We start from the raw sequence: 24409 nt of genomic DNA, 5'->3' as shown, positions 1-24409 counted from the left end.
CGACGGGCGGTCATTCCACTGCGTGTACTTCAACCGCCGGTGCGGATGACGCCCGTCGCGAAGGACCACGGAGGAAGATCCAGGTCGATGCCGTCATCGCCCTTCGCGGTCACGTCCACAAGGGTCGCGGGCGAGGCCTCGCCCGGCACGCCCGCGTCGGGCCCGGCACCCGACATGAGCGTCATCGACGCCGCGACCGGGCCTGCCTCCGGCAGCTCGATCGCCGCCGTCCGCGCCGTGTCCGTGGCGTTGACCAGCCGCACCACGTACTCGGTGCCGCGCTCGCCCGCGCGCGAGAGCGCCCCGGCGACGACCCGCTGCTCGGGCCGCAGGTCCTGCTCGTAGTCGTGCCGCAGCTCGTCGTCGACCCATACGCGCACGCGCGGCCCGTCGAGCTTCACGCGGATCTTCAGCGGCTCGCCGGTGCGCACGCCGCGCCACGGCAGCGGCCCGTGGTCGTTCTCGCCGATGCCGTCGTCGCTGCGGGTCACCGAGGTCGACTTGTTCTGCCAGGCCCCGATCTGCAGCTCCAGGAAGCTCTGGGGCGCTTCGGGTCCCAGCCGCACCACGAAGCCCTCCTCGCCGTCCCGGCGCTCGGCCGTGAACGACAGCTCGGCGGCGGCCGGGTCGATCGGGCCGAGGAGCACGCCCTCGCCCTCCGGCCCGGTGACCACCTCGGGCATCCGGTTGCCGTCGAGGACCACATCAGTGAACGCCACCGTCGCCCCGCGCGACCGCAGCAGCGCCGTGCCCGCGCGCGGCAGCGCCACCGGAACGGCCTGCACCCCTTCGAGTTCGACCGCGTGGACGCGCTCGCCGCGCTCCTCGGCGAACCCGCGCTGCACGAAATACGAGGCGCTCGGGCGCACCTCGTCGGCGGTGAAGTAGATGAGGTCCGGCTCCCACTGCGTGTGCCCCATGCGCGCCAGCAGCGGCGCGTACGAGGCCAGGCGCACCACCTCGGGGCGGCGTTCGAGCCCGATCATGTACGCCGCCTCGGCCAGCGCCGAGCGGATCTTGTTCGACCGGGCCGCGTACTCGCCGATGTAGACCTTCGCCTCGGCCGGGTCGTACGCCTGGTACCGGTCGATGTTCTGGTGGAACCAGCGCGGGATCTGGTAGCCGTGCTCGTCCACGATCGGCGTGCCGCGCTCGCGCACGTACGCCCACCCGGCCTCGTAGTCGGGCCCGGCCGGCTGGGGGCCGCTCGTGCCGATGACCGCGATCTCCGGGTGCGCGGCGACGAGGGCGTCCTCGATGCGCGCGTACCGGTCTCGGAACGCGTCGGTGATCTGGTCCTCGTTGCCCACGCCGAGGTAGCGGAGGCCGAACGGCTCGGGGTGCCCGAGCTCGGCCCGTCTTGCACCCCAAGGCGTCTCGGTGTCGCCGTTGGCGAACTCGACCAGGTCGAGCACGTCCTGCACGTACGCGTCCATCTCGGACTCGGGGATCGGGGCGCCGCCGCCCGGCGTGTTCTGGCAGCACACGCCCGCCGCGACGATCGGGATCGGCGTCGCGCCCGTGGCCTCGCACAGCTCGAAGTACTCCATGTACCCGATCTGTCGCGACTGGTGGTATCCCCACAGGTTGCGGATCTGCTCGCGCTCGTGGCGCGGCCCGATCGTGCGCTTCCAGTGGTACAGGTTCTCAAGGCCGAGCCCGTGCGCCACGCACCCACCAGGGAAGCGGATGAAGCTCGGCTTCAAATCCTGCAGCGCCTGCAGCAGATCGGGACGGAAGGTCAGCGGCTCGCCGTCGGACCCGATGGGCCGCACCGAGACGCAGTCGAGGTCCACCACCGCGCCAGCGGGCACCGCGAGCCGCAGCTCGCCGCGCCCGGTCGCGACGGCGGTGAAGTCCACCTCCACCCGCTGCCAGCCGCCCGGGTCCGCCACGAACGCGGCCCGCGCGAGCCCCTCGCCCACCTCGGCCTCGATCCGCACCGGCTCTCCTTGCGCGCGAACGAAGCACGCGAGCCGGTACCGGCCGCCCTCGGCGACGCCGACGCCGTCCCAGCCCTCATTCGCGAGCACGGCCGGGCCGGTGACGCGCACGTGATGCGCGTTGTTCGCGTGCACCGGGTCCTCCCGGCGCACCTCGACCTCACCGACGACGCTCCAACCGGTCAGAGCGTTCCAGCCCTCCCGGTCGGACTCGTCGAACTCGAAGTCGCCGTTGCGGACCGACTCGGCGTTGAGTCCGCCGTCGAGGGCATCGTTCAGGTCCTCGATGAACAGGCCCCACAGGTCGGGGGCCGCGTCGGCGCCAGCGGCGCCGACGCGGACGGTGAACCGCTCGCTCACGCGATGGCACCCGAGACGGTCACGAACGAGTGCGCGGGCAGGTGCACGCGGAGCTTCGAGCCCTCGAGCTTCACGCCGTCGTGCTTCTGCGGCGCAACGGCCTCCAGCTGCTCAGGCGTGTTGTGGCTTTGGAGCGTGTCGGCGGTGAGGACCAGCGACTCGAACTCGCCCAGGCCGCCGCCGCGCAGGTCGATCTCGACGTCCTGGCCGGCCTCGGCGTCCAGGTTCGACAGCGAGACGAGCAGGCGGCCGTCCTTGCGGGAGGCCGAGACCGACACGGTCGCCAGCTCCTTGCCGTCGACCTCGCGGGTCGGGACGCCCGCCGGGGTGTCCACGCGAAGCGACGCCGCGTCCTGGTGGCCCTTGTTCATCTGGAACACGTGGTAGGTCGGCGTCAGCACCAGCGCGCCCGAGTCGGGGTCGGTGAGGATCATCGCCTGGAGCACGTTCACCGTCTGCGCGATGTTCGCCATGAACAGGCGGTCGGCGTGCTTGTGGAAGATGTCGAAGTGGAGGCTCGCCACAAGGGCGTCGCGCATCGTGTTCTGCTGGTACAGGAACCCGGGGTTGGTACCGGGCTCGACGTTCCACCAGGTGCCCCACTCGTCCATGACGATCCCGATCTCCTTCTTCGGGTCGTACAGGTCCATGACGTTGGCGTGGCCGGTCAGCAGCTCGTCGGTGCGGTTGGCCTTGAGCATCGTCGTGTAGTACTCGTCGTCGGTGAAGACGGTCGCGTCGCCCTTGTCGGCCCAGTCGCCGGCGATCGTGTAGTAGTGAATGGAGAGGGCCTGGTAGAGCGGGCGCTCGACGCGCTGGCAGCCGAGGTGGCTCAACTGCTTCATGAGGGTCTCGGTCCAGCCGTAGTCGGAGTCGGCGGCACCGGCGGCGATGCGGTAGAGCTTGTTGTCGCCGTAGTTGCGGCAGTAGGTCGCGTACTTGCGGGCGTCCATCGCATACTGCTCGGCGGTCATGTTGCCGCCGCAGCCCCAGGTCTCGTTGCCCAGGCCCCAGAACTTGACCTTCCAGGGCTCCTCGCGGCCGTTCTGCTTGCGCAGGCGGGCCATCGGCGAGTCGCCGTCGCGGGTGATGTACTCGACCCACTCGCTCATCTCGCGGACGGTGCCGGAGCCGACGTTGCCGGAGATGTACGGCTCGGTCCCGAGCAGCTCGCACAGGTCCATGAACTCGTGGGTGCCGAAGTGGTTGTTCTCCTCGACGCCGCCCCAGTGGGTGTTGACCATGACGGCGCGGTCCTCCTTGGGGCCGATGCCGTCCATCCAGTGGTACTCGTCGGCGAAGCAGCCGCCGGGCCAGCGCAGGTTGGGGATGTCGAGGGCGCGGAGGGCCTCGACGACGTCGAGGCGGATGCCGCGCACGTTGGGGATGTCGGAGTCCTCGCCCACGTAGAAGCCGCCGTAGATGCAGCGGCCCAGGTGCTCGGCGAAGTGGCCGTACACGTGCTTGCTGATCGTGGGGCCTTCGATGTCGACGTTGATGACGGCGGAGACGGCGTCGTTGCTCATGGGAGCCTTCCTGGCGGTTGGGCGGTGGTGTTGCGCGGACGATATTTATCGGTAAAGCGCGGTTCACTCTACCTGGTCGCACACCCGCCGTGTCAAGCCCGCAGCGCCACGGAATGCGGAACGGCCCGGGCGCAGCGCGCCCGGGCCGTTCTCTCAGGGGTTGGCGGGTCAGACCTCGATGTGGGAGCCGACGATGATCGTGCGGTCGCGGGGGAGCTGGAAGTGCTCGGCCGCATCGGAGGTGATGTGCGAGGTGGCGATGAACAGGTGCTTGCGCCAGGCCGCCATGGTCCGCGCCTTGCCGGCCCGGAGCTGGATCGTCGACAGGAAGTAGGTGGCCTTGTCGAGGCGCAGCTTCCGCCCTTCGGACTGCTCGAGGCTCACGAGGCCGAGCGCGCGGGGCACGTCGGGGGTCTCCGCGTAGCCGAAGCGGACGGTCACGTGGATGACCGAGTCCTGGCAGTTGCCGAGGTCGTCGACGATGATGCGCTCGTCGTCGTGGACGCGCGGCACGGGCTCGGTCTGGACCGAGAGGATCACGGTCTGCGCGTAGCGGGCGTGGTTGAGCTCCAGGGCGGCCCGCAGCGCCAGGGGCGCGGAGTCCTTGCCCCGGCCGAGGTACACGCCGGTGCCGGGCACCTGGGCGGCCTTGGGCTCGCCGCGGCGCATCTTGTCCACGAACTCGCGCAGCGGGCCCTCGCGGCGCTCGCGCTCGGCCGAGACGACCTCGCGGCCGCGCTGCCACGTGATCATGACGGTGAACGCCGTCAGGCCGATGAGCAGGGGCAGCCAGGCGCCGTGGATGATCTTGGTGCTGCTCGCGGCCAGGAAGGTCACGTTGAGCGCCAGCAGCAGCCCGCCGCCGGTCCACAGCACCCACCTCGGCGTGCCCCAGCGGACGCGCGCGAAGTACAGGAACAGCACGGTGACGATGACGATCGTGCCGATCACGGCCATGCCGTAGGCGAACGCCAGCGCCTCCGAGGTGCGGAACGCGAACACCAGGGTCAGCACCGAGACCATGAGCAGCCAGTTGATCCACGGCACGTAGATCTGGCCGTAGTGGTGCTCGGAGGTGTGCGCGATGCGCAGGCGCGGCAGGTAGCCCAGTTCGGAGGCCTGCGAGGCGACGGAGTACGCGCCGCTGATGACGGCCTGCGCCGCGATCACCGTGGCCGTGCCGGTCAGGACCAGCAGCGGGATGCGCGCCCATTCGGGGGCGAGCAGGAAGAACGAGCCCTGGACGTTCCCGGTGTCCTCGAGGATGAGCGCGCCCTGGCCCATGTAGTTGAGCAGCAGCGCGGGGAAGACCATGAACAGCCAGGCGCGGGAGATCGGCTTGCGGCCGAAGTGCCCCATGTCCGCGTACAGCGCCTCGGCGCCGGTGAAGGTCAGGATGATCGCGGCGAGCGCGAAGAACGCGACGCCGAAGTGGCCGAAGAGGAAGTCGACCGCGTACGTGGGGGAGAGGGCCCGGAGGATCTCGGGGTTGCGGGAGATGCCGCCGAGGCCGAGCACGGCGAGGACGGTGAACCACACGATCATGATCGGGCCGAACCAGCGGCCGATGACCGCGGTGCCCTTGCGCTGGAACGCGAACAGCCCCACGATGATGACCACCGTGGCGGGGATGATGAAGGTCTCGAGGTCGGGGTTGACGGTCTTGACGCCCTCGACGGCCGAGAGCACCGAGATCGCGGGGGTGATCATGCTGTCGCCCAGGAAGAGGGCGGCGCCGAAGATGCCGAGGCCCGCGAGGAAGAGGCCGGCCTTGCGGCCGCGGCCCTGGCTGTGGCGGCGGATCAGCGTGATGAGGGCCATGATGCCGCCCTCGCCCTCGTTGTGGAGGCGCATCACGAGGCCGACGTAGAACACCGTCACGATGAGCACGAGCGACCAGAAGATGAGCGAGATGACGCCGTAGACGTTGTCCACGCTGGTCGGCACCGGGTGCGGGTCGCCGGGGTTGAAGATGGTCTGGAGGGCGTAGATCGGGCTGGTGCCGATGTCGCCGTACACGACGCCGAGGGCGCCCACGAGGAGTGCGAGTCGCGTCGCGCCCCTGGCGGAGGTGCTGCGGGAGCCGTCGGGGGGAGGCGCCAGGGAGGGGTCGGCGGGGTCTGCACTGGTCTGAGCGGTCACGGGTTATTGCTCCTTTCGCTGCCGGATCGTAGTCCGACAGGCACGCCGAAACCCGAATCGCGACCCGTATTCACGATTCTTGACGTTTTCTTGACGATCCATTGCGGCGTGTCGCGGGGCGCTGACGCGACCTCTGGGTTATTTGAAGATCGACATGCATCAATGCTTGACCGGGTGTTCGGCGCACTGTCATAATTTGGGCGGATGTTAGCGCGCCCATCCCTCTGCTCCCTCGCACGTGCGCCCGCCGCACGAGATAGGCCGGCCCTATGAACGCCGCATCCGCCGCCCACCCCAGGCGGTCCCTGCTTCGACTCCTGCTCACCGCACTCGCCACGCTGGTCCTGGTGCCCGCGTTCGCGCTCGCCGACGCGGCCCCCGCCGCCGCGAACACGAACGCCTTCCGGGGCTTCAACTGGGCCATGCTCGGCGACAACTTCAACACCGGGCCGCTCGTCCTCGACGGCCTGAGCCAGACCGACAGCTACGCCACCGTCCACGCCAAGGCCGACGCGGTGTACAGCGACATGGAAACCCTCATGGGCGCCAACACGATCCGGCTTCCCGTCAACACCCACACCGTGGGCACCGCCTGGTGGAACAACTACGCCGCCGCCATCGACGCCGCCACCGAGCGCGGCTTCAAGGTCATCCTCGCGTACTGGGAGGACGGCGCCGCCTCGGGCGGGCGCATCACCAACATGGGCGCGTTCAACGCGATGTGGGACACCGTGGTCGCCAAGTACGGCTCCAACAGCCTCGTTCACTTCGAACCGATGAACGAGCCGCACGGCTACAGCGCGAGCGAATGGGCGAACGTGGCCGCCGCCTGGGTCAACGCCCGCCCCTCGGTCCCCAAGGGTCGCATCCTCATCGACGGCGCCGGCTTCGCCCAGGACGTCAAGCCGCTGTGCGCGGACAGCCGCCTCAGCGGCACGCTCCTCTCCTACCACCACTACGCGTTCTTCTACGGCGAGCACGACTACGCCTGGTGGGTCCAGAGCTTCAAGGACGGCCTCGGCAGCTGCGCCTCCCGCGCCGTGCTCACCGAATACGGCGCGCCGATGGACAACGGCCTCAACTACGCGGACCCGGCCAGCACCCAGAACTTCGTCCGCTACCTGCGCGCCGTGACCGACGCCCAGCGCGAACTCGGCATGGGCTCGACCTACTGGCCCGCCCTCGGCGGCAAGATCAGCAACAACTCCGGCCACGACTGGTACTCGATGTTCGCCAAGAGCGGCAGCGGCACCGCCATCGACCTCGCCATCCGCAACCGCTCCGGCGCCGACCGGATCCTGCACGGCTGGGGCCAGGGAGGCGGCGGGGTCCAGGCCACGGACATCGTCAGCCGCGTCTCCGGCAAATGCATCGACGTCGTGAGCGGGTCCACCGCCGACGGCGCCGAGATCATCCAGTACGACTGCCACGGCGGCGCCAACCAGCAGTGGATCCTGCGCGACGCGGGCGGCGGCTACGTCCAGATCGTCTCCCAGGCGTCCGGCAAGTGCATCGACATCAGCGGCGCCTCGACCGCCGACAACGCCAAGGCGATCCAGTGGACCTGCGGCACCGGCGCCAACCAGCAGTGGCAGGTGCGCGACGCCGGCGGCGGCTACGTCTCCTTCGTCGCCCGCCACTCCGGCAAATGCCTCGACGTGATCAGCTCCGGCACCGCCAACGGCACCCGCCTCCAGCAGTACGACTGCACCGGCGCCGCCAACCAGCAGTGGACTCTCTGAGCACTGACCTTCTGAGCAATGCCACCAAGACGGCCCCGCCCCGCGGCGGGGCCGTCCGCGCCGACGTCCTGACCATGCGAACGGCCGGACCCGCCCGGGGGCCCGGCCGTTCGGCGTCTCCACGGTGTGAGCAGTGCCTCCGTCGATTCGGAATAGTCCTCGCCCCCGGAGGGTTAAGGTAGATGCAAACGCATGAAGATTGGACCGCTGCGGCGGGGAGAGCAGGGAATACGATGCAGTTCGGCATCTTCTCAGTCAGTGACATCACGCGCGACCCGGTCTCGGGGGAGACCCCGAGCGAGGCCGAGCGGATCGACGGCATCCTCAAGATCGCCGTCAAGGCCGAAGAGGTCGGCCTCGACGTGTTCGCCATCGGCGAGCACCACAACCCGCCCTTCTTCTCCTCCTCGCCCACCACGCTGCTGTCGCACATCGCGGCGCTCACCGAGCGGCTGATCGTCACCACGGCGACCACCCTGATCACCACCAACGACCCGGTGCGGATCGCCGAGGAGTACGCGATGCTTCAGCACCTCTCCAAGGGCCGCATGGACCTCATGCTCGGCCGCGGCAACACCGCCCCGGTGTACCCCTGGTTCGGCCAGGACATCCGCCAGGGCCTGCCGCTCGCGCTCGAACACTACAACCTGCTGCACCGGCTGTGGCGCGAGGACGTCGTGGACTGGGAGGGCGAGTTCCGCACCCCGCTGCAGGGCTTCACCTCCACGCCGCGCCCGCTCGACGACGTGCCGCCGTTCGTGTGGCACGGCTCGATCCGCACGCCCGAGATCGCCGAGCAGGCCGCGTTCTACGGCAACGGCTACTTCGCCAACCACATCTTCTGGCCCACCTCGCACTCCAAGCGCCTCGTGGACTTCTACCGCCAGCGCTTCGAGCACTACGGCCACGGCACGCGCAAGCAGGCCATCGTGGGGCTCGGCGGCCACGCCTACATCGCGAAGCGCTCGCAGGACGCGGTGAGCGAGTTCCGCCCGTACTTCAACGAGGCCCCGGTCTACGGCCACGGCCCGTCCCTGGAGGAGTTCACGCAGGGCACGCCGCTCTCGGTGGGCAGCCCGCAGGAGGTCATCGACAAGACCCTGACCTTCCACGACGCCTTCGGCGACTACCAGCGCCAGATGTTCCTCATCGACCACGCCGGGATGCCGCTGAAGATGGTGCTCAACCAGCTCGACCTCCTCGGTGAAGAGGTCGTCCCGGTGCTGCGCAAGGAGCTCGCCGCCCGGCGCGACCCCGAGTCGGCCGACGCGCCCACGCACGCGAGCCTCGTCAAGGCCAAGTACGGCGACGGCCCGGCCCGCCAGCCGCGCCCGAACGCCAACCGCGGCGACAACGTCACCGGCGCCTCGCCGTACCAGGACAGCGACGCCGCCGCCGAGTACCCGGAAATCTAGGGAGACCCGATGTCCCGCAGCAGAAGCCGCCGCGCCAACGAGGCGTGGGAGTCGCTGCTCACCGCGCACGCCTCGCTCATGAAGCGGTTCGCCGCCGAACCGATCTGGGGCGAGCTCTCGATGCGCGAGTACGACGTGCTCTACACGCTGTCCAAGCACGACGGACCGCTGCGCCTGTTCGAACTGGGACGGGCGGTGCTGCTCAGCCAGCCCGCCCTGTCCCGGCTCGTCGAGCGCCTGGCCGACCGCGGCCTGGTCGAGCGCGCCGCCGATCCCGAGGACGGGCGCGGCGTCAGGCTCGCGCTCACCGAGGCCGGCCGCGAACGACAGCGCCAGGTCGGCGGCCGCCACGCCGTCGAGGTGGCCCGCGCGGTCACCGCCGCGCTCACCGACGAGGAGATGGCCCAGCTCGAGGCCATCGGCCGCAAGCTCGCCGCCCAAGGGACGGCGACACCCACCCAACGCAACCGGCAGGAGGCCGTCCTGTGACCGTCCAGCAGCGCCGACCCGAAGGCGCCCAACCGTTCCACCTCGTCGTCGTCAGCGGCGGCACGAGCGACCCGTCCTCGACGCGGATGCTCGCCGACCGCATCGCCGACCGCGTGCGGACCCTCGCCGAGGAGCGCGACGAGAAGGTCGCGACCGACGTGATCGACCTGCGCGAGCTCGCCACCGAGATCGGGACGGCGCTCGTCTCGCAGCTCATGGGCCCCAAGATGACCCGCGCGATCGAGCTGCTCGGCCGCGCCGACGCGGTCGTCGCGAGCGCCCCGGTCTACAAGGCCGCGCCGAGCGGCCTGTTCAGCTCGTTCTTCCACGTGCTCGACAACGACCTGCTCATCGCCAAGCCGGTGGTGCTCGCGGCCACCGCCGGCACGTCGCGGCACGCGCTGGTCGTGGACCACGAGATGCGCTCGCTGTTCGCGTACCTGCGCACGATGACGGTGCCGACCTCGGTCTTCGCGGCCACTGAGGACTGGAACTCGAAGGAGCTCGGCGAGCGGATCTCGCGCGCCGCGATCGAGGTCCTGCTGCTCATGGAGTCCGGGTTCGCCGAGAAGATCCGCACCGAGTCCTGGAAGAGCTACCAGCACGAGTACGGCAGCGCGGGCGGCACGGAGCTCGACATCGACCTGAGCTCCGACCTGATGCGTTTGGCCACAGGCGGTTCGGCGAAGCCGAGCGGCAAGCCGCGCCCCTAGGAACGCGATCGCCTCGATGCGTCGGCACCGCAACCCTCGGCTTCGTCGGGAGTCGGAGCCGCCATCGGGGACGATCGCGCGGGGCCGGCCCGCCCGCCGGGCCCGCGTCCGTCATTCACGGGCGCGGGATCAGGCCCTGGAAGACCAGGTCGAGCAGGGCGGCCGCCTGCCCGGACGCGTCCGGCTCCGTCTCGGTCACCAGCGCGATGGCGTTCACCAGCTTGAACAACTGCTCGACCGATACCCCGGCCTGGACCTCGCCCGTCTCCTGGGCCCGCTCCAGCAGCCCTCGTGCCGCCCCGAACACCGCTGCGCGGCACGACGGGCCGTCTTCGCCCAGCGTCGCCAGCAGTGACGCGGCCAGTCCGCGTTCCGTGCTTCCCTGCGCGATCACCGCGCCCATCCACTCCCGCAGCGCCGAACCCGGCTCGGGCGCCGACATCAGTTCCTCGGCTCGGTGGCACAGCGCGTCGATGTGGTCGCGGAAGACCGCCTCGAGCAGGGCCTGCCGGGTGGGGAAGTGCCGGTAGAGCGTCGCGTTGCCGACTCCCGCGCGCACGGCGATGTCGTCCAGCGGCGCGTCGGCCCCCAGTTCGGCGAAGGCCGTCCTGGCAGCGGCCACCAGCCGGTCGTAGTTGCGTCGGGCGTCCGCCCGCATCCCGCCTCCCAGCGCTTGCATAAACGGGGACTGTCCCTGTATCGTAGCCGACGATAAACGGGGAGACTCCCTGTTTAGGAGGCGCCATGAACTCCCAGCCACCGAACTACGCCGCCCGGTACGCCGAGCATTTCGCGATGGAACGCCGCGACGGCGTGCTCCTGCTGCGCATGCACACCGGCGGCGGTCCGGCCGTCATGTCACTCGCGCTGCACCGCGCCTGGGGCGACGTGCTTCGCGAGGTCGGCGCGGATCCGGACAACGAGGTGCTGGTCCTCACCGGCACCGGCGACGCGTGGACCGGCGGGCTCGACCCCGCCCTGCGCGACCGGTCGCCGGCGCAGCGGAGCGAGGACCGCTACGACCTCTACCGCGAGGGCATCGCACTCCTGCGAAGCCTCGTCTTCTCCGTGGACGTGCCGACCATCGGCGCGCTCAACGGCCCCGGCTACCACCAGGAACTGGCCCTGGCCTGCGATCTGACACTGTGCACCCCCGGCACCGCCTTCGACGACACCCACTTCCGATCCGGCGCCGTGCCCGGCGACGGCCAGCACCTGGTCTTTCAGGAGCTCCTCGGCCTCAAGCGGGCCGCGCGGCTGCTCTACAGCGGAGCCGGCGTCACCGCCGCCGAGGCGCTGGAGCTGGGCCTGGTCAACGAGGTCGTCCCGGGCGAGCGGCTGCTGCCTCGCGCCTGGGAGCTGGCCGCCGAGATCATGGCCGCGCCGCGATCCACCCGGCGGCTCACTCATGCCGTCGTCCAGCGCCCGTGGCAGCGCCGCCTGGTCGACGACCTGGCCTTCGGCCGCACCCACCACCTGCTCAACACCTGACCCGTACTCGACACCACTGGGAGACAAGATGACCACCGTTCTCGTAACCGGCGCCACCGGCACTCAAGGCGGCGCCACGGCGCGCGCACTGCTGGCCGCCGGGCAGCGGGTCCGCGCCTTCGTCCGCGACCCCGCCGCCTCCGCCGCGCAGGCGCTCGCCGTCGCCGGCGCCGAACTCGTCCGCGGCGACATGGGCGACCGCACCTCGCTCGACGCGGCCATGCACGGCGTCGACGGCGTCTTCAGCGTCCAACCCACCATCGGCTACCCGGGCACGCCAACCGGTTTCACCATCGACGACGAGCTCCGCGCGGGCCGCAACGTCGCCGACGCCGCCGCCGCGGCGGGCGTCCGCAGCTTCGTCTACGCCTCCGTCGGCGCGGCCGACGCGGCTCACGGCATCACGCGCTGGCACACCAAGGACGTCCTCGAGCGGTACGCCCGCGACCTGGACCTGCCGCTGACCGCGCTGCGGCCGGTCCGCTTCATGGAGAACCAGGTCCATCCGCAGATGGGCGTCCGCGACGGCGTCCTCACCGACGTCGTCCTTCCGGACGTGCCGCTGCAGCTCATCGCGGCGACCGACATCGGCGCCTTCGCCGCGCTGGCCTTCACCCGTCCCGCCGAGTACGTCGGCCGGACCGTCGAACTCGCGGGCGACGAGCTGACCATGCCGCAGATCGTCCGAGCCATGGAGCGGGCACTGCGGCAACCCGTCGCCTACCGCAATATTCCGCGCGAGGCCCTGGGCGACAGGGGCGCCGACGCCATCGCCGGCTACGACTTCGCCAACAACGGCGGCTGGCACGCCGACATCGACGCGCTGCGCAAGGAGCATCCGGACCTGATGGACTTCGCCACCTGGCTCGACCGCGAGGGCGCCGCCGCCTTTGCGGCGGCCCGCGCGTGACGGCCGCAGGCAGCACCCGAACTCGACATCGGTTCCTGGCGGACCCCGCGTGTGGCGGACTCCCGCGACAATGGAGGGGACGTCAGGCGACACGAGGAGGCACGCGATGGGTGACGGCGGCGACGGCGGGTTCGGCGGCGAGGCGATCGACTACGCGGCGGCCGACCTGCCGGTGGAGATCGGCACGGAGACCGTGGTGTCCGCGGCCGACGGCGGTGACGATGACTTCGAGGACCTGGGCTTCGGCGGCGGCGGAGGCTCCACGGGGAACGAGGAGCGCCGCGCCGACGAAGAGGTCATCGAGATGATCTGGCGGAACGCCCCCACAGGGCATTAGCGGACCCAGGGGAGTAGGAGACACGTTGGAGGGCCGGGACACTGTCCCGGCCCTGCAACGTCTCCCGCCTACCTGGCGCGGTACGCGGCCACGGCCGCTGCCGTGTCGTCGTTGACGAGGTCCATGTTGATCTGCGCCCCGGCCATCGCGCCCGCCGCGGCCGCGGCGCCGACCTGGGCCATGAGGTCGGTGACGTTGCCGGCGACCCAGACACCCGGGATCTCGGTGCGGCCGAACGGGTCGGCGGGGACGTGCTCGCCCGCGCCAGACGGGTGCTCGACCGTGTTCAGCCCCAGGTCCTGCAGGAATCCGGCCCGTGCCTCCATGCGCGAAGCGGTGGCGAGCACGGTCCGCGGCACGAACTCGCCGCCGGCCATCCGCACACCGCTGATGCGCCCGTTCTCCGACTCGATCCGCTCGATCGCGCCGTCGACGATCCGTGTGCCCCGCGCCTTCAGCTTCTCGGCCTCCTCGGGCGGCAGCGCCAGACGCTCATTGGTGAACACCACCAGGTCCGAGGTCCACTGCCGGAACAGGAGCGCGCCGTGCATCGACATCGGTCCGGTCGCGACGATCCCGATCGCCTCGTCCTTGACCTCCCAGCCGTGGCAGTACGGGCAGTGGACCAGGTCCCTGCCCCAATGCTCGGCCAGTCCGGGGATCTCCGGCAGCCGGTCGACCAGGCCGGTCGTGACGAGGAGCTTGCGGGCCTTGACCTCCCGGCCGTCCGCCAGCGCGACGGTGAAGCCGCCTTCGCCCGCTTTCGCGCCCGTGACAGCGCCGTCGACGACGTGCCCGCCGTACTGGCGCACTTCGCCGCGGCCGATCGACAGCAGCTCCGCGGGCGGCATGCCTTCGCGTCCGAGCAGGCCGTGGACCCCGTGCGCGGGGGCGTTGCGGGGCTCGCCCGCGTCGATCACGGCCACGGACCGGCGGGCGCGGGCGAGCATGAGCGCCCCGTTCAGGCCCGCGGCGCCGCCGCCGATCACCACGACGTCGTACTGTTCCCTCAGTTCATCGGTCACTGCGACCACCTCCGGGCACGACCGTAAACGAGACCCTGCGGAACTGGCAAAGATTGTTGCCGATCTGGCAAACTCGGATCATGGACGAAGCGATGGACCAGGCCCTCGGCGCGGTCGGCCCGCGCCTGCGCGCGCTGCGCAAGGAGCGGGAGGCGACCCTCGCGGACCTCTCGGAGCAGACCGGGATCTCGGTGAGCACCCTCTCGCGGCTCGAGTCCGGCGCCCGCAAGCCGACGCTGGAACTCCTGCTGCCCTTGGCGAAAGCGCACGGCGTGACCCTCGACGACCTCGTGGACGCCCCGCCTCTGGGCGACCCGCGCATCCACATGCGACCGGTCACCCGGGGCGGCATGATCTACCTGCCGCTCACCCGCCGCCCCGGCGGGATCCAGGCGTACAAGCTCATCATCCCCGGCGGCGAGAGGAGCGAGCCGACTCCGCAGGTCCACGAGGGGTACGAGTGGATGTACATCCTCAACGGGAACCTGCGGGTCGTCCTGGGCGAGCACGACTTCGTGATGAAGCCGGGCGAGGCCGCCGAGTTCGACACCCGCACCCCGCACTGGTTCGGCAACGCCGACGGGCGCTCCGTTGAGTTCCTGAGCCTCTTCGGAAGCCAGGGCGAACGCGCCCATCTGCGCGCCAAACCGAAAGCCAAGGGCGCCTAGGCGAACGCGTTCACACCGGTGAGCTCGGCCGAGTACGCCCAGAGCCGCCGGGCCTCATCGGGGTCGATCGCGTGCGGGCGCACGCCCGGTCCCGGACCGAGGTCGGGGTTCACCGCCGCGACCTCGCAGTCCTCCAGGAACACGCCGCCGAGGCCGTCCAGCTTCGGCGAGGCGGCCGCCCAAGTCTGGGTGGCCGCGCCCTGCTCGGCGGTCTTGAAGTGCTCCGGCGGGTTGCCGTGCTCGTCGATCCAGCCCATGTCGCGCTGCTCGGACTCCGGGACGTGCCGCATCAGCGGGGTCAGGATCGCGCCCGGGTGCAGGGCGAACGCGCGGATTCCGGCCGGGGCCGCGAGCCGGTCGAGTTCGACCGCGAAGAGCGCATTGGCGGTCTTCGACTGCCCGTACGCCTCCGAACGGTCGTATCCGCGCTCGAAGCGCGTGTCGTTCCAGCGCATCGGGGAGAGGCGGTGCCCGCTGGAGGAGACGGACACGACGCGGGCCTCGCGGAGCAGGGGGAGCAGCCGGTTCACGAGCGCGAAGTGCCCGAGGTGGTTGACCGCGAACTGGAGTTCCCAGCCCTGCGGTGTGCGGGTCTCGGGGCAGGCCATGATGCCCGCGCTGTTCACCATGAGGTCGATGGTCCGGCCGTCCGCGAGGCGCCGTTCGGCGAAAGCCCGCACGCTGTCGAGGTCGGCGAGGTCGAGTTCGTCCACCTCGGTGCCGGGGATGCCGTCGAGGTGCTGCGAGGCGAGGTCGGGCCGCCGCGCGGGGACGACCACGCGGGCCCCGGCGTTCGCGAGGGCCCGCGTGGTCTCGAGGCCGATGCCCGAGTAGCCGCCGGTCACGACGGCGGTCGTCCCGGCGAGGTCGATGCCGTCGAGGACGTCGGCGGCGGTCGAGCGGGCGTGGTAGCCCGATCCGATCGGTTGCTGCTTGTGGCTCATGCCCCGAAGCTACGACTTGGAGTGCACTCCAAGGCAAACCGCGAGGTCAGGCGAAGGCGTTCACACCGGTGAGCCCGGCCGAGTACGCCCAGAGCCGCCGGGCCTCATCGGGGTCGATCGCGTGCGGGCGCACTCCGGCACCTTCGGCGCTCACCTCGGCGACCTCGCAGTCCTCGAGGTACACGCCGCCGAGCGCGTCGAGCTGCGGCGAGGTGGCCGCCCAGGTCTGCGTGGCCGCGCCCTGCTCGGTGTTCTTGAAGTACTCCGGCGGGTTGCCCTCGGCGTCCATCCAGCCCATCTCGCGCTGTTCCTCGACCGGGATGTGCCGCTGCAGGGGCGTGAGGATCGCGCCCGGGTGCAGCGCGAACGCCTTGACCCCGAGCCGGTCGAGCTCGACGGCGAAGAGCACGTTCGCGGTCTTGGACTGGCCGTACGCCAGCCAGCGGTCGTAGCCGCCCTCGAAGTGCGGGTCGTCCCAGCGAATCGCGGACAGGCCGTGGCCGCCCGAGGAGACGGACACGACTCGGGCGCCGTCGAGCAGCGGCAGGAGCCGGTTCACGAGCGCGTAGTGGCCGAGATGGTTGGTCGCGAACTGGAGCTCCCAGCCGCCCGGCGTGCGCGTCTCGGGGCAGGCCATGACGCCCGCGCCGTTGATGAGGAGGTCGATGTGCCGGCCGTCCGCGAGCCGCCGCTCGGCGAAGGCGCGCACGCTGTCGAGGTCGGCGAGGTCGAGTTCGTCGACCTCGGTGCCCTTCAGGCCGTCGAGGTTCGCGGCGGCCGTCTCGGGGCGGCGCGCCGGGACGATCACGCTCGCCCCGGCGTTCGCCAAGGCCCGCGTGGTCTCGAGGCCGATCCCGGAGTAGCCGCCGGTCACGACGGCGGTCGTGCCGGTCAGGTCGATGCCCGCGAGGACTTCGCTCGCGGTGGAACGGGCGCCGAAGCCCGAGCCGATCGGGTGCTGTTGTTCGCTCATGCCCCGAGGCTAGAAGCTGGAGTGCACTCCAGCGCAAACCCGCAGGTCGATGAGGACCGTCCTCAAGGGATGCCGTGCTACGGCAGGAAACCGAGGACGTGCGCGAGGCCGCGCTCGCCGGTGCGGACCTCGCCCGGGAGGATGTACGCGCGCAGGCCGCTCGCGGCCGCGCCGCCGTCCTTGGCCGGGTTGTCGCCCACCATGAGGGCGCGGCGCGGGTCGACGCCGAGGCGCTCGCAGGCGGCGCGGAACAGCACGGGGTCGGGCTTCTCGGTGCCGTACTGGTACGAGACGACGCGCACGTCGATGAGGTCGTCGAGACCGAAGTGCTCCATGTGCACGCCCACGTCCCAAGGGAAGTCGGAGACGATGCCGGTCTTGATCCCGCGGCGGCGCAGCTCGCGCAGCAGCGGCTCGGTGTCCGGGTAGGGCACCCACGCGTCAGGCGCGGCGATCGCGGCGTACGCCTCGGCCTCGATGCCCTGCAGGAAGTCGACGTGGGCGAACCAGCCGAGGAGGGCCTCGCGGTGCTTCTCGGCGGACTCGTCGCGGCCGATCTGCAGGGCGGCGACCTCGGGGATCCGGTAGGTCTCGCCGAGCTGCGCGGCGGTCTTCTCGATGAGGTCGTCGTCGATCGCCCGGCCGGTCTCGGCGGCGACGCGGCGCAGCCAGGTGCCCGCGTCGATGAGCTTGAAGATCGTGTTGGAGAAGTCGAACAGGACCGCCTCGATCGGCGGCACCGGCTCGGACTGCTCGGCCTCGGTCGGCCGGTATGCGGCGGCGGAGTCGAAGAGGCTGTAGATCACGGCGGGCCTTCCGTCCTGGACTGCGGCGGTCGCCGCAACCGTAACCGAGCGCGGGCGGCCGAGCCACCGTCACGGCCGCAGCTCACACGCCGCACCGTGTATTCGACCGGCGTTAAACCGCTGGCCCGCCGCGGTACCGCTGCCGCATACTCGGCGGATGCGCCGACTCCCGCACGGCTACACGAACCGGACCCACGGCGACGGGACCACCGTCGTCAAGCGCTACGAAGGGCCCGACGCGGCCGGGCGCCGCGAACGCGAAGGGCGGCTGCTCGCCGATCTCGCCGACGTCGTCCCGGTCCCGCCGGTGCTCGGCGCGGACGGGGACGCCCTGACCCTCGGTTTCGTCCCGGGCATGCCGGGCCAGGAACTCCTGGAGACCGGCGACGCCGCCGAGGTGCTGCGCGTCTGCGGCGCGATCCTGCGGAGCATCCACGCGGTCCCGCCCCAGTCCCTCAGCGCGCCGCTGCCGGGCCGCGGGCCCGTGCTGGTCCACGGCGACTTCGGCCCGAACAACCTCCTGCTCGGCTTCACCTCGAACCTCAGCACGTACGCCGTGACGGGCGTGGTCGACTGGGAGTTCGCGCACCTCGGCGAGGCGATCGAGGACCTCGCCTGGTGCGAGTGGATCGTGCGGACGCACCACCCCGACCGCGTCGACGCCCTCGATGCGTTCTTCGCGGGCTACGGCGGGCCCGTCCCGGACTGGGCCGATCGCCAGGACGCCATGGTCGCGCGCTGCGTCGAGCTGCGCGAGTTCTGCCGCCGCTGGGACCCGGACGGCCCCGCCGTCGACATGTGGGACGGCCGGATCGCGACCACCGCGGGCTGGTGACTCAGCTCCGGTAGAGCGGGTTCGCGCCCGGCGGGCGCTCCTCGGCCGTCATGGGGCCGGGCGCGGTGCCGTCGCCGAAGGGCTTGCCGCCCAAGGCTTCCCGTCTGTGCTCGGAGAGCCAGTTCGCCAGGTCCGGGCCGGCGGGCACGACCTGCGTCGGGTTGATGTCCTCGTGCACCACGTAGTAGTGCCGCTTGATCTGGTCGAAGTCCACAGTGTCCCCGAACCCGGGGGTCTGGAAGAGGTCGCGCGCATACGCCCACAGGACCGGCATCTCGGTGAGCTTGTTGCGGTTGCACTTGAAGTGGCCGTGGTAGACCGGGTCGAAGCGCACGAGGGTGGTGAAGAGCCGCACGTCGGCCTCGGTGATGTGGTCGCCCATGAGGTAGCGACGCTCGGTGAGGCGCTCCTCGAGCCAGTCGAGGGCGGTGAACAGGCGCTCGTGCGCCCGCTCGTAGGCGCGCTGCGACCCGGCGAAGCCCGCGCGGTACACCCCGTTGTTGACCTCGGTGAAGATCCGCTCGATCACCGGGATCATCTCGTCGACCAGCCCGGCCGGGACGAGGTCCGGAGCGCCCTCGCGGTGGTACGCGGTCCACTGGGTCGAGAGGTCGAACGTGAGCTGCGGGTAGTTGTTGGTGACGAGCTCGCCGGAGGGCACGTCGACGATCGCGGGCACGGTGATGCCGCGTGGGTACCCGGGGAAGCGCTTGAAGTAGTGCTCTTGCAGCCGTTCGGTTCCCAGCACCGGATCGCGGCCGTCGGGGTTGAGGTCGAAGGTCCACGAGCGCACGTCGTGCGTCGGCCCCGGCGTCGCGAGGGACAGCACGTCCTCGAGGCCGAGCAGACGCCGGATGATGATCGACCGGTGCGCCCACGGGCAGGCCCGCGCGGCCACGAGCCGGTACCGGCCCGGCTCGACCGGCCAGGCCTGCGCGCCCTCGGTGAGCCCGGCCATGCGCGGGTCGCCGACCTTGGCGTGCGGCTCGATCGGCGCGGCCCGCACGGCCGCCGGATCCGCGACGATGCGGTCCTCGATGTAGTTCGTGTCCCTGGTGAACTCGCCGCCGGTCACGTACGCGCCTTTGGTCGAGTGCTCGGTGCCGTCGGTCCGGTTCGGTTCGCTCTGTGCCACGGGCCCAGCCTACGCGGCTCCGGCCGCCTCCCGGCGGCGTCGGCGACGCGCTTCGGGCGCATTTTTCCAATGGATGTAAAAAGTACTGGACAAGGCGCCGTGCGGCGGCGAATACTTGACCGCCATGGCCACCTCCAAACGCCGCCGCATGTTCGCACTCGGGGCACTCGCCTTGGGCGCGTTCGGGATCGGTCTCACCGAATTCGTCGTCGTGGGCCTCCTCGGCCCCCTCGGCGACGACCTCGACGTCTCGATCTCCACGGCCGGGCTCCTCGTCACCGGCTACGCCGCGTCCGTCGCGATCGGCGCGCCGATCATGACCGCCGCGGGGACCCGCCTGCCGCGCAAGACCATGCTCATCGTCCTCATGAGCCTCTTCATCGCCGGGAACGTGCTCGCCGCGAAGGCCCCCGACTACGGCGTGCTCATGACCGGCCGCGTCGTCTCCGCGCTCTGCCACGGCGCGTTCATGGGCATCGGCCCGGTCATGGCCGCCGGCCTCGTCGCCCCCGAGCGGCGCTCGCGCGCCATCGCGCTCATGATGACCGGCCTGACCCTCTCGAACGTCGTGGGCGTGCCCTTCGGCACCGCCCTCGGCCAGCAGCTCGGCTGGCGCGCGGCGTTCTGGGGCATCGCGGTCATCGGCGCGGTCTCGCTCGCCGCGATCATCGCGTTCGTGCCCTCCCGCCCCGGCGACACCGGCGGCTCGCTCCGCACCGAGTTCGCGGTCTTCCGCCGGCCCCAGGTCTGGCAGGTCCTCACGATCACGATGCTCGGCTGGGGCGCGGCCTACGCCGCGATCACCTTCCTCGAGCCGATCCTCACCCGCGTCTCCGGCTTCGACACCGGGGCCGTGCCCTGGCTGCTCATCCTCTTCGGCGTCGGCCTGACCGGCGGCAACCTCCTCGGCGGCCGCCTCGCCGACCGCGCGCTCATGCCGACCCTCTACGGCACCATCGCCGCCGCCACGGCCGCACTGGTCGTCTTCGCCCTTGTTGCCCCGTACGCGGTCCCGGCCGCGATCATGGTGTTCGTCCTGGGCGCGGCCGGGTTCGCGATGGTCCCGGTCTTCCAGACCCGCGTCATGGACGTGGCGAAGGAGGCGCCCTCGCTGGCCTCCTCGGTGAACGCGGCGGCGTTCAACGTCGGCATCGCCCTCTCCGCCTGGTTCGGCGGCCTCGCCATCGACGGCGGCTTCGGACTCCTCGCCCCGGTCTGGATCGGCGTGGCGCTGGGCCTCACCGCCCTCGCGGTCGCCGCAACCACAGGCGCGGCCGAACGCCGCACCGAGACCCCGGACCTGGTCGCCTCGTAACCCGCTGATTCGTCAAGCCCGCCTTGACAGGAGCGCGAAGCCGCCCGCCGCCAGGACCGCGAGCGCCGTGCACGCCAGCAGGGCGCCGTCGGTGCCGATGCCGTCCACCAGCGTCGCCACGACGGGGATGCCCGCCGCGGTGCCGATGTACCGCATCGTGTTGTTCACCCCCGAGCCCATGCCGCCCCGGTCGGCCGGGACGCTGTCGATGCTGAGCCGCGTCAGCGCCGGGTTCGCGGCCCCGTAGCCCGCCCCGGCGACGACGAGCGCCGGCACCGCGTGCCACCACGACCAGCCGTCGGCCAGGCCGATCAGCAGCACCGAGCCGATCCCGGCCACGACCAGCGCCGCCACCAGGAGCGTCCCGGACCCGATAGCGAAACGCTTGACCTGCAAGGAGACCGCGAACGCCACGGCCGACCAGACGGCGACGACCACCGCCGTCGCCACCGGCCCCAGACCCGTCTCGTCCTGGTACACCGTGGGCAGGTAGCTCATCATGCTGATGACCGCGATCCCGGTGACCAGGGCGCCGAGCGAGGCGACCAGGAACGCCGGCCGGGCGAACAGGGCCAGGTCGAGCATCGGCTCCCGGACCCGCAGTTCGACGGCGATGAACACCGCCGTGAACACCGCGGCGGCGACCAGCAGGACGATGACGGCCGGGTCGGACCAGCCCTGGCGGCCGAGGGTCAGTCCCGACATGAGCGCGGCGACGGCGAGACCGAGCGTGACCGTCCCCGCGAGGTCGGCCCGCCGGGCCCGTTCGGCCCGCGACTCCGGCAGCACGGCGCGGCCCGCCAGCGCCAGGCCCGCCGCGGCCGCCGCGTACAGCCAGTACGGCCCGTTCCACCCCAAGGCCGCATTGAGGAGCGCGGCGAGCACCGCCCCGGCGCCCACGCCGAGGCCCATCATCGCGCCGTAAGCGGCGGTGGCCCGGCGCCGGTCGTCGGCCTCCGTGAAGACCGCGCCCATGATGCCCAGGCTCGAGGTGAGCAGGGCGGCGCTGGCGGCGCCTTGGACGATGCGGGCGATGACGAACACGATCGTGTTCGGGGCGAGCGCGGCGAGGAGGATCGCGGCGGCGAACAGCCAGGCGCCGCCGACGAGGACGCTGCGGCGGCCGCGGTTGTCCGCGAGGCTGCCGGAGGTGAGCAGCGGGACGGCCAGGCCGAGGGAGATGGCGTTGATGATCCAGGTGTGGCCGGTGGCGCCGGCGTGGAGGTGCGCGCTGGTCTGGGGCGCGAGGATCAGCGGCGTCGAGTAGTTGAGGATGACCAGCAGCGGGGCGGCGCAGAGCAGGGCCAGGACCGCACCGGTCCTGGTGGCGGGCCGGGGCTCGGCGAGTGTCGTCATGGCGGACTCCTAGGTTCGTTCAATGAACCTAGGGAGCGTAGCAGTGTGGGTTCATTCATTGAACCGGGGTAGGATGCCGTCATGGCACTCGGCAAGGACTACCTCGGACAGGACTGCTCGCTTTCCCGGGCGCTCGAACTGCTCGGCGAACGCTGGACGCTGCTCGTGGTGCAGAACGCCCTTTACGGCGTGCGGCGGTTCAACGACTTCCAGGTCCGGCTCGACATCCCGAAGGCGGTCCTCTCCGATCGCCTCGTGCGCCTGACCGAGGGCGGCGTCCTGGAGAAGCGGCAGTACCAGGCGTCGCCTCCGAGGTTCGAGTACCTGCTCACCGACGCTGGCGTCGAGCTGTGGCCGGTCGTCTACGCCCTCTCGGTATGGAGTCACCGCCACATCGGCGGCGAACCGCCGCGACTGTTCCGGCATGCCGACTGCCGGACCAAGCTGCTGCCGACCGGCGACTGCCCCGAGTGCGGTCCGGTGGCGGCGGGCGACGTCGAGATGTACCCCGGGCCGGGCCCGAAACGCGACGACCCGGTCAGTCGCGCCATGAACCGACCGCGCCGGCTCCTCGAACCGGTCGTCCCCGAACCGGCCTGACGCCGGCCCGGGACCGGGTCAGCTCAGCGCCAGGAGGGTGACCGCGGCGGCCGCCGTGCCGAGGCCGATGAGCTGGCCGCGGTGGAGGCGCTCGCCGAGGACCTTGCGGGCCAGGAGGACCGTCCCGGCCGGGTAGAGCGCGACGATCACCGCGACCACCGCGAGGTCCCCGCTGCGGGCGGCCAAGAGGAACAGCAGATTCGCGACCGAGTCGAGCGCTCCGGCGGCGGCCGACATCGCGTACGCCGGTTTCTCGAGGCCGAGCCTGCGCCGCAACAGGAACGCCGCGCCCAACGTGACCGCCGAGGAGACCGCGCGGCCGACGATGAGCGGCCCGACCCCGCTCTCGGCGGGCGCCTGGTGCAGGAACACGAGCTGCAGCGCGATCGCCGCGCCCGCGCCGAACGCCAGCAGCAGCGCCGTCCGCGACGGCCGCGGCCCGCGCACCCCCGGCCCGGCGCTCACGAGTACCACCGCGACCAGCGCGAGCGGCAGCCCGATCATCCCGGCCGCGGCAAGGTGCTCGCCCTGAAGCAGGCCCACCCCTACCGGCAGCGCCGCCGAGACGAGCGCGGTGATCGGCGAGAGCACGTTCATCGGGCCGATCGCGAGCGTGCGGTACAGCAGCACGAACGCGCCCGCCGAAGCGACGCCCGAGGCCGCGCCCCAGGCCAGGGTCGCCGCGTCGAACGAGGCCCCGAGCAGCGGCCACAGCAGCAGCTCGACCACGAGGCTCGCCGGGGCCGCGACCATCACCGTGCGCAGCACGTGCGCCCTGCGGGCCCCGAGCCCGCCGAGGAAATCGCCGCAGCCGTAGGCGAGCGAACTGCCCAGTGCCAGCGCCAGCGCGATCACGGCATCCCACCATCCTCCATCGAAACGACCGGATAGCATCGTAGAACGACCGAAGCGGTTCAGTCAAACGACCGTGCAGACCATTCGAGTGACCTCGGTTTCAGGAAGGCGGCCCCATTGAGCGAAGCAGAGGCGGCCCTGCGCACTGTCGCGGCCAACGTCAAGGCCGCCCGCGTCCGCGCGGGCCTCTCCCTCGACGAACTCGGCCGCCGCGCCCGCGTCAGCAAAGGCGCCCTCGTAGGCCTCGAGAAAGCCCAGGGCAACCCCAACCTCGCCACGCTCGTCCGGCTCGCCGACACCCTCGGCGTCTCGGTCTCGGCGCTCATGGAGGGCGCCCCCGACGACCGCGTCCGCATCGCCACCGCCGAAGCGATCACACCGCTGTGGACAGGCGAGCGCGGCGGCGAGGCCCGGCTCATGCTCACCACCCCCGGCCCGGCCCCGGTCGAGGTCTGGCGCTGGCGGCTCGAACCCGGCGAGGCGTACACCAGCCACCCCCACCAGGCGGGCGTGCGCGAGACCGTCAACGTCATGACCGGGCGGATGACCCTGGTCGTGGACGGCACGGAGCACGCGCTCGAAGCAGGGCAGACCGCGGCCTTCGGCGGCGACGTCCCGCACGCCTACTTCGGGGCGGGCACGGGGACCTGCACGCTCGTCATGACCGTCCAGCTTCCGCCCGGGGCATGAAAAAGCGTCGGCGACCGGATTCCCGCGAGCTGATCGGGAATCCGGGCCCCCCCCGGCCCAGGCCCCGCCGCGCGGCGGGGCGGGCAACCAAAACGCGCCGCCCCCGGGTTCCCCGCCGGGTGCGGGGCACCCCCCCCGC

23 protein-coding genes are annotated in these 24409 nt (G+C 71.4%); 12 read left to right on the top strand and 11 right to left on the bottom strand.

What is annotated here, in order from left to right; all coding sequences use genetic code 11:
• Positions 1-29: 29 nt before the first annotated feature.
• The 3 genes from O2L01_RS01755 to O2L01_RS01745 all read right to left on the bottom strand — a co-directional run bounded on the left by O2L01_RS01755 (position 30) and on the right by O2L01_RS01745 (position 5971).
• Positions 30-2303, bottom strand: coding sequence for an alpha-L-arabinofuranosidase C-terminal domain-containing protein (locus O2L01_RS01755; protein ID WP_270119844.1), 2274 nt, complete (start codon positions 2301-2303; stop codon positions 30-32).
• Positions 2300-3829, bottom strand: coding sequence for an alpha-N-arabinofuranosidase (locus O2L01_RS01750; RefSeq protein WP_270119841.1), 1530 nt, complete (start codon positions 3827-3829; stop codon positions 2300-2302). Before O2L01_RS01750 ends, O2L01_RS01755 begins: the two co-directional genes overlap by 4 nt.
• Positions 3830-3997: 168 nt before the next feature.
• On the bottom strand, positions 3998-5971 hold the full coding sequence (locus O2L01_RS01745) for a potassium transporter Kup (RefSeq protein ID WP_270119837.1): 1974 nt from the start codon (positions 5969-5971) through the stop codon (positions 3998-4000).
• Positions 5972-6240: 269 nt separating this feature from the next.
• On the opposite strand from O2L01_RS01745, the gene O2L01_RS01740 reads away from it, so the two are divergent.
• The 4 genes from O2L01_RS01740 (at position 6241) to O2L01_RS01725 (ending at position 10330) form a co-directional block, all read left to right on the top strand.
• The gene (locus O2L01_RS01740; RefSeq protein WP_270119836.1) at positions 6241-7713 is read left to right on the top strand and encodes an RICIN domain-containing protein; all 1473 of its coding nucleotides are present in this window, start codon (positions 6241-6243) and stop codon (positions 7711-7713) included.
• Positions 7714-7946: 233 nt separating this feature from the next.
• Positions 7947-9128 carry an LLM class flavin-dependent oxidoreductase gene (locus O2L01_RS01735; protein WP_270119834.1) on the top strand — a complete coding sequence of 394 codons (1182 nt, stop codon included), beginning with the start codon at positions 7947-7949 and terminating at the stop codon, positions 9126-9128.
• Positions 9129-9137: 9 nt separating this feature from the next.
• The gene (locus O2L01_RS01730; protein ID WP_270119832.1) at positions 9138-9617 is read left to right on the top strand and encodes a MarR family winged helix-turn-helix transcriptional regulator; all 480 of its coding nucleotides are present in this window, start codon (positions 9138-9140) and stop codon (positions 9615-9617) included.
• Positions 9614-10330, top strand: coding sequence for a CE1759 family FMN reductase (locus O2L01_RS01725; protein ID WP_270119830.1), 717 nt, complete (start codon positions 9614-9616; stop codon positions 10328-10330). Before O2L01_RS01730 ends, O2L01_RS01725 begins: the two co-directional genes overlap by 4 nt.
• 115 nt (positions 10331-10445) lie before the next feature.
• On the opposite strand, the gene O2L01_RS01720 is transcribed toward O2L01_RS01725, so the two are convergent.
• Positions 10446-10988: a TetR/AcrR family transcriptional regulator gene (locus O2L01_RS01720; RefSeq protein ID WP_270119828.1), complete on the bottom strand. Its 543-nt coding sequence runs from the start codon at positions 10986-10988 to the stop codon at positions 10446-10448.
• 86 nt (positions 10989-11074) lie between these two features.
• Here O2L01_RS01720 and O2L01_RS01715 point away from each other — a divergent pair, with 86 nt between their 5' ends.
• From O2L01_RS01715 to O2L01_RS01705, 3 genes are all read left to right on the top strand, one after another.
• Positions 11075-11821 carry an enoyl-CoA hydratase/isomerase family protein gene (locus O2L01_RS01715; protein WP_270119827.1) on the top strand — a complete coding sequence of 249 codons (747 nt, stop codon included), beginning with the start codon at positions 11075-11077 and terminating at the stop codon, positions 11819-11821.
• Between the two features lie 28 nt (positions 11822-11849).
• Positions 11850-12731 (top strand): NmrA family NAD(P)-binding protein, encoded by an 882-nt coding sequence (locus O2L01_RS01710; RefSeq protein ID WP_270119825.1) that lies wholly within the window; start codon positions 11850-11852, stop codon positions 12729-12731.
• A 106-nt stretch (positions 12732-12837) separates the two neighbouring features.
• Positions 12838-13068, top strand: coding sequence for a hypothetical protein (locus tag O2L01_RS01705; RefSeq protein WP_270119824.1), 231 nt, complete (start codon positions 12838-12840; stop codon positions 13066-13068).
• A 68-nt stretch (positions 13069-13136) separates the two neighbouring features.
• Here O2L01_RS01705 and O2L01_RS01700 read toward each other — a convergent pair whose 3' ends face one another.
• Positions 13137-14093 carry an NAD(P)/FAD-dependent oxidoreductase gene (locus O2L01_RS01700; protein ID WP_270119823.1) on the bottom strand — a complete coding sequence of 319 codons (957 nt, stop codon included), beginning with the start codon at positions 14091-14093 and terminating at the stop codon, positions 13137-13139.
• An 80-nt stretch (positions 14094-14173) separates the two neighbouring features.
• Between O2L01_RS01700 and O2L01_RS01695 the strand changes: the two genes are divergently transcribed.
• A complete protein-coding gene (locus tag O2L01_RS01695) occupies positions 14174-14761 on the top strand; it encodes a helix-turn-helix domain-containing protein (protein WP_270119821.1) in 588 nt (195 codons plus the stop codon).
• Here the strand turns inward: O2L01_RS01695 and O2L01_RS01690 are convergent.
• From O2L01_RS01690 to O2L01_RS01680, 3 genes are all read right to left on the bottom strand, one after another.
• A complete protein-coding gene (locus tag O2L01_RS01690; protein WP_270119819.1) occupies positions 14758-15705 on the bottom strand; it encodes an SDR family NAD(P)-dependent oxidoreductase in 948 nt (315 codons plus the stop codon). The genes O2L01_RS01695 and O2L01_RS01690 overlap by 4 nt on opposite strands.
• Positions 15706-15751: 46 nt before the next feature.
• Positions 15752-16678, bottom strand: a complete 927-nt coding sequence (locus O2L01_RS01685; RefSeq protein WP_270119818.1) for an SDR family NAD(P)-dependent oxidoreductase — start codon at positions 16676-16678, stop codon at positions 15752-15754.
• 77 nt (positions 16679-16755) lie between these two features.
• Entirely contained in the window at positions 16756-17484 is a 729-nt protein-coding gene (locus O2L01_RS01680) for an HAD family hydrolase (protein ID WP_270119817.1), read from the bottom strand.
• Positions 17485-17641: 157 nt separating this feature from the next.
• On the opposite strand from O2L01_RS01680, the gene O2L01_RS01675 reads away from it, so the two are divergent.
• Complete coding sequence (locus tag O2L01_RS01675) at positions 17642-18319, top strand: phosphotransferase family protein (RefSeq protein ID WP_270119815.1); 678 nt, start codon at positions 17642-17644, stop codon at positions 18317-18319.
• 1 nt (position 18320) lies between these two features.
• On the opposite strand, the gene O2L01_RS01670 is transcribed toward O2L01_RS01675, so the two are convergent.
• A complete protein-coding gene (locus O2L01_RS01670) occupies positions 18321-19454 on the bottom strand; it encodes a glutathione S-transferase C-terminal domain-containing protein (RefSeq protein ID WP_270119813.1) in 1134 nt (377 codons plus the stop codon).
• 124 nt (positions 19455-19578) lie between these two features.
• On the opposite strand from O2L01_RS01670, the gene O2L01_RS01665 reads away from it, so the two are divergent.
• Positions 19579-20769 (top strand): MFS transporter, encoded by a 1191-nt coding sequence (locus tag O2L01_RS01665; protein ID WP_270119811.1) that lies wholly within the window; start codon positions 19579-19581, stop codon positions 20767-20769.
• Positions 20770-20781: 12 nt separating this feature from the next.
• Here O2L01_RS01665 and O2L01_RS01660 read toward each other — a convergent pair whose 3' ends face one another.
• Complete coding sequence (locus O2L01_RS01660; protein ID WP_270119808.1) at positions 20782-22125, bottom strand: MFS transporter; 1344 nt, start codon at positions 22123-22125, stop codon at positions 20782-20784.
• Between the two features lie 81 nt (positions 22126-22206).
• On the opposite strand from O2L01_RS01660, the gene O2L01_RS01655 reads away from it, so the two are divergent.
• Positions 22207-22725 carry a winged helix-turn-helix transcriptional regulator gene (locus tag O2L01_RS01655; protein WP_270119806.1) on the top strand — a complete coding sequence of 173 codons (519 nt, stop codon included), beginning with the start codon at positions 22207-22209 and terminating at the stop codon, positions 22723-22725.
• Positions 22726-22743: 18 nt separating this feature from the next.
• Here the strand turns inward: O2L01_RS01655 and O2L01_RS01650 are convergent, their stop codons facing one another.
• Entirely contained in the window at positions 22744-23580 is an 837-nt protein-coding gene (locus tag O2L01_RS01650; RefSeq protein WP_270119805.1) for a DMT family transporter, read from the bottom strand.
• Positions 23581-23697: 117 nt separating this feature from the next.
• Here O2L01_RS01650 and O2L01_RS01645 point away from each other — a divergent pair, with 117 nt between their 5' ends.
• Positions 23698-24270, top strand: a complete 573-nt coding sequence (locus tag O2L01_RS01645; RefSeq protein ID WP_270119803.1) for a helix-turn-helix domain-containing protein — start codon at positions 23698-23700, stop codon at positions 24268-24270.
• Positions 24271-24409 lie beyond the last annotated feature (139 nt).

Origin of the sequence: Glycomyces lechevalierae, from assembly GCF_027622945.1 — a bacterium.
GTDB lineage: Bacteria > Actinomycetota > Actinomycetes > Mycobacteriales > Micromonosporaceae > Glycomyces > Glycomyces rutgersensis.
Note: the sequence above shows the minus strand (reverse complement) of the source record. Positions and strands in the feature narration are given on the sequence as shown.

Excerpts from the sequence above, each read along its gene's own strand:
- O2L01_RS01750 (WP_270119841.1), bottom strand. The coding sequence starts at position 3,829 with ATGAGCAACGACGCCGTCTCCGCCGTCATCAACGTCGACATCGAAGGC.
- O2L01_RS01740 (WP_270119836.1), top strand. The coding sequence starts at position 6,241 with ATGAACGCCGCATCCGCCGCCCACCCCAGGCGGTCCCTGCTTCGACTC.
- O2L01_RS01735 (WP_270119834.1), top strand. The coding sequence starts at position 7,947 with ATGCAGTTCGGCATCTTCTCAGTCAGTGACATCACGCGCGACCCGGTC.
- O2L01_RS01730 (WP_270119832.1), top strand. The coding sequence starts at position 9,138 with ATGTCCCGCAGCAGAAGCCGCCGCGCCAACGAGGCGTGGGAGTCGCTG.
- O2L01_RS01720 (WP_270119828.1), bottom strand. The coding sequence starts at position 10,988 with ATGCGGGCGGACGCCCGACGCAACTACGACCGGCTGGTGGCCGCTGCC.
- O2L01_RS01715 (WP_270119827.1), top strand. The coding sequence starts at position 11,075 with ATGAACTCCCAGCCACCGAACTACGCCGCCCGGTACGCCGAGCATTTC.
- O2L01_RS01710 (WP_270119825.1), top strand. The coding sequence starts at position 11,850 with ATGACCACCGTTCTCGTAACCGGCGCCACCGGCACTCAAGGCGGCGCC.
- O2L01_RS01705 (WP_270119824.1), top strand. The coding sequence starts at position 12,838 with ATGGGTGACGGCGGCGACGGCGGGTTCGGCGGCGAGGCGATCGACTAC.
- O2L01_RS01695 (WP_270119821.1), top strand. The coding sequence starts at position 14,174 with ATGGACGAAGCGATGGACCAGGCCCTCGGCGCGGTCGGCCCGCGCCTG.
- O2L01_RS01690 (WP_270119819.1), bottom strand. The coding sequence starts at position 15,705 with ATGAGCCACAAGCAGCAACCGATCGGATCGGGCTACCACGCCCGCTCG.
- O2L01_RS01685 (WP_270119818.1), bottom strand. The coding sequence starts at position 16,678 with ATGAGCGAACAACAGCACCCGATCGGCTCGGGCTTCGGCGCCCGTTCC.
- O2L01_RS01675 (WP_270119815.1), top strand. The coding sequence starts at position 17,642 with ATGCGCCGACTCCCGCACGGCTACACGAACCGGACCCACGGCGACGGG.
- O2L01_RS01665 (WP_270119811.1), top strand. The coding sequence starts at position 19,579 with ATGGCCACCTCCAAACGCCGCCGCATGTTCGCACTCGGGGCACTCGCC.
- O2L01_RS01660 (WP_270119808.1), bottom strand. The coding sequence starts at position 22,125 with ATGACGACACTCGCCGAGCCCCGGCCCGCCACCAGGACCGGTGCGGTC.
- O2L01_RS01655 (WP_270119806.1), top strand. The coding sequence starts at position 22,207 with ATGGCACTCGGCAAGGACTACCTCGGACAGGACTGCTCGCTTTCCCGG.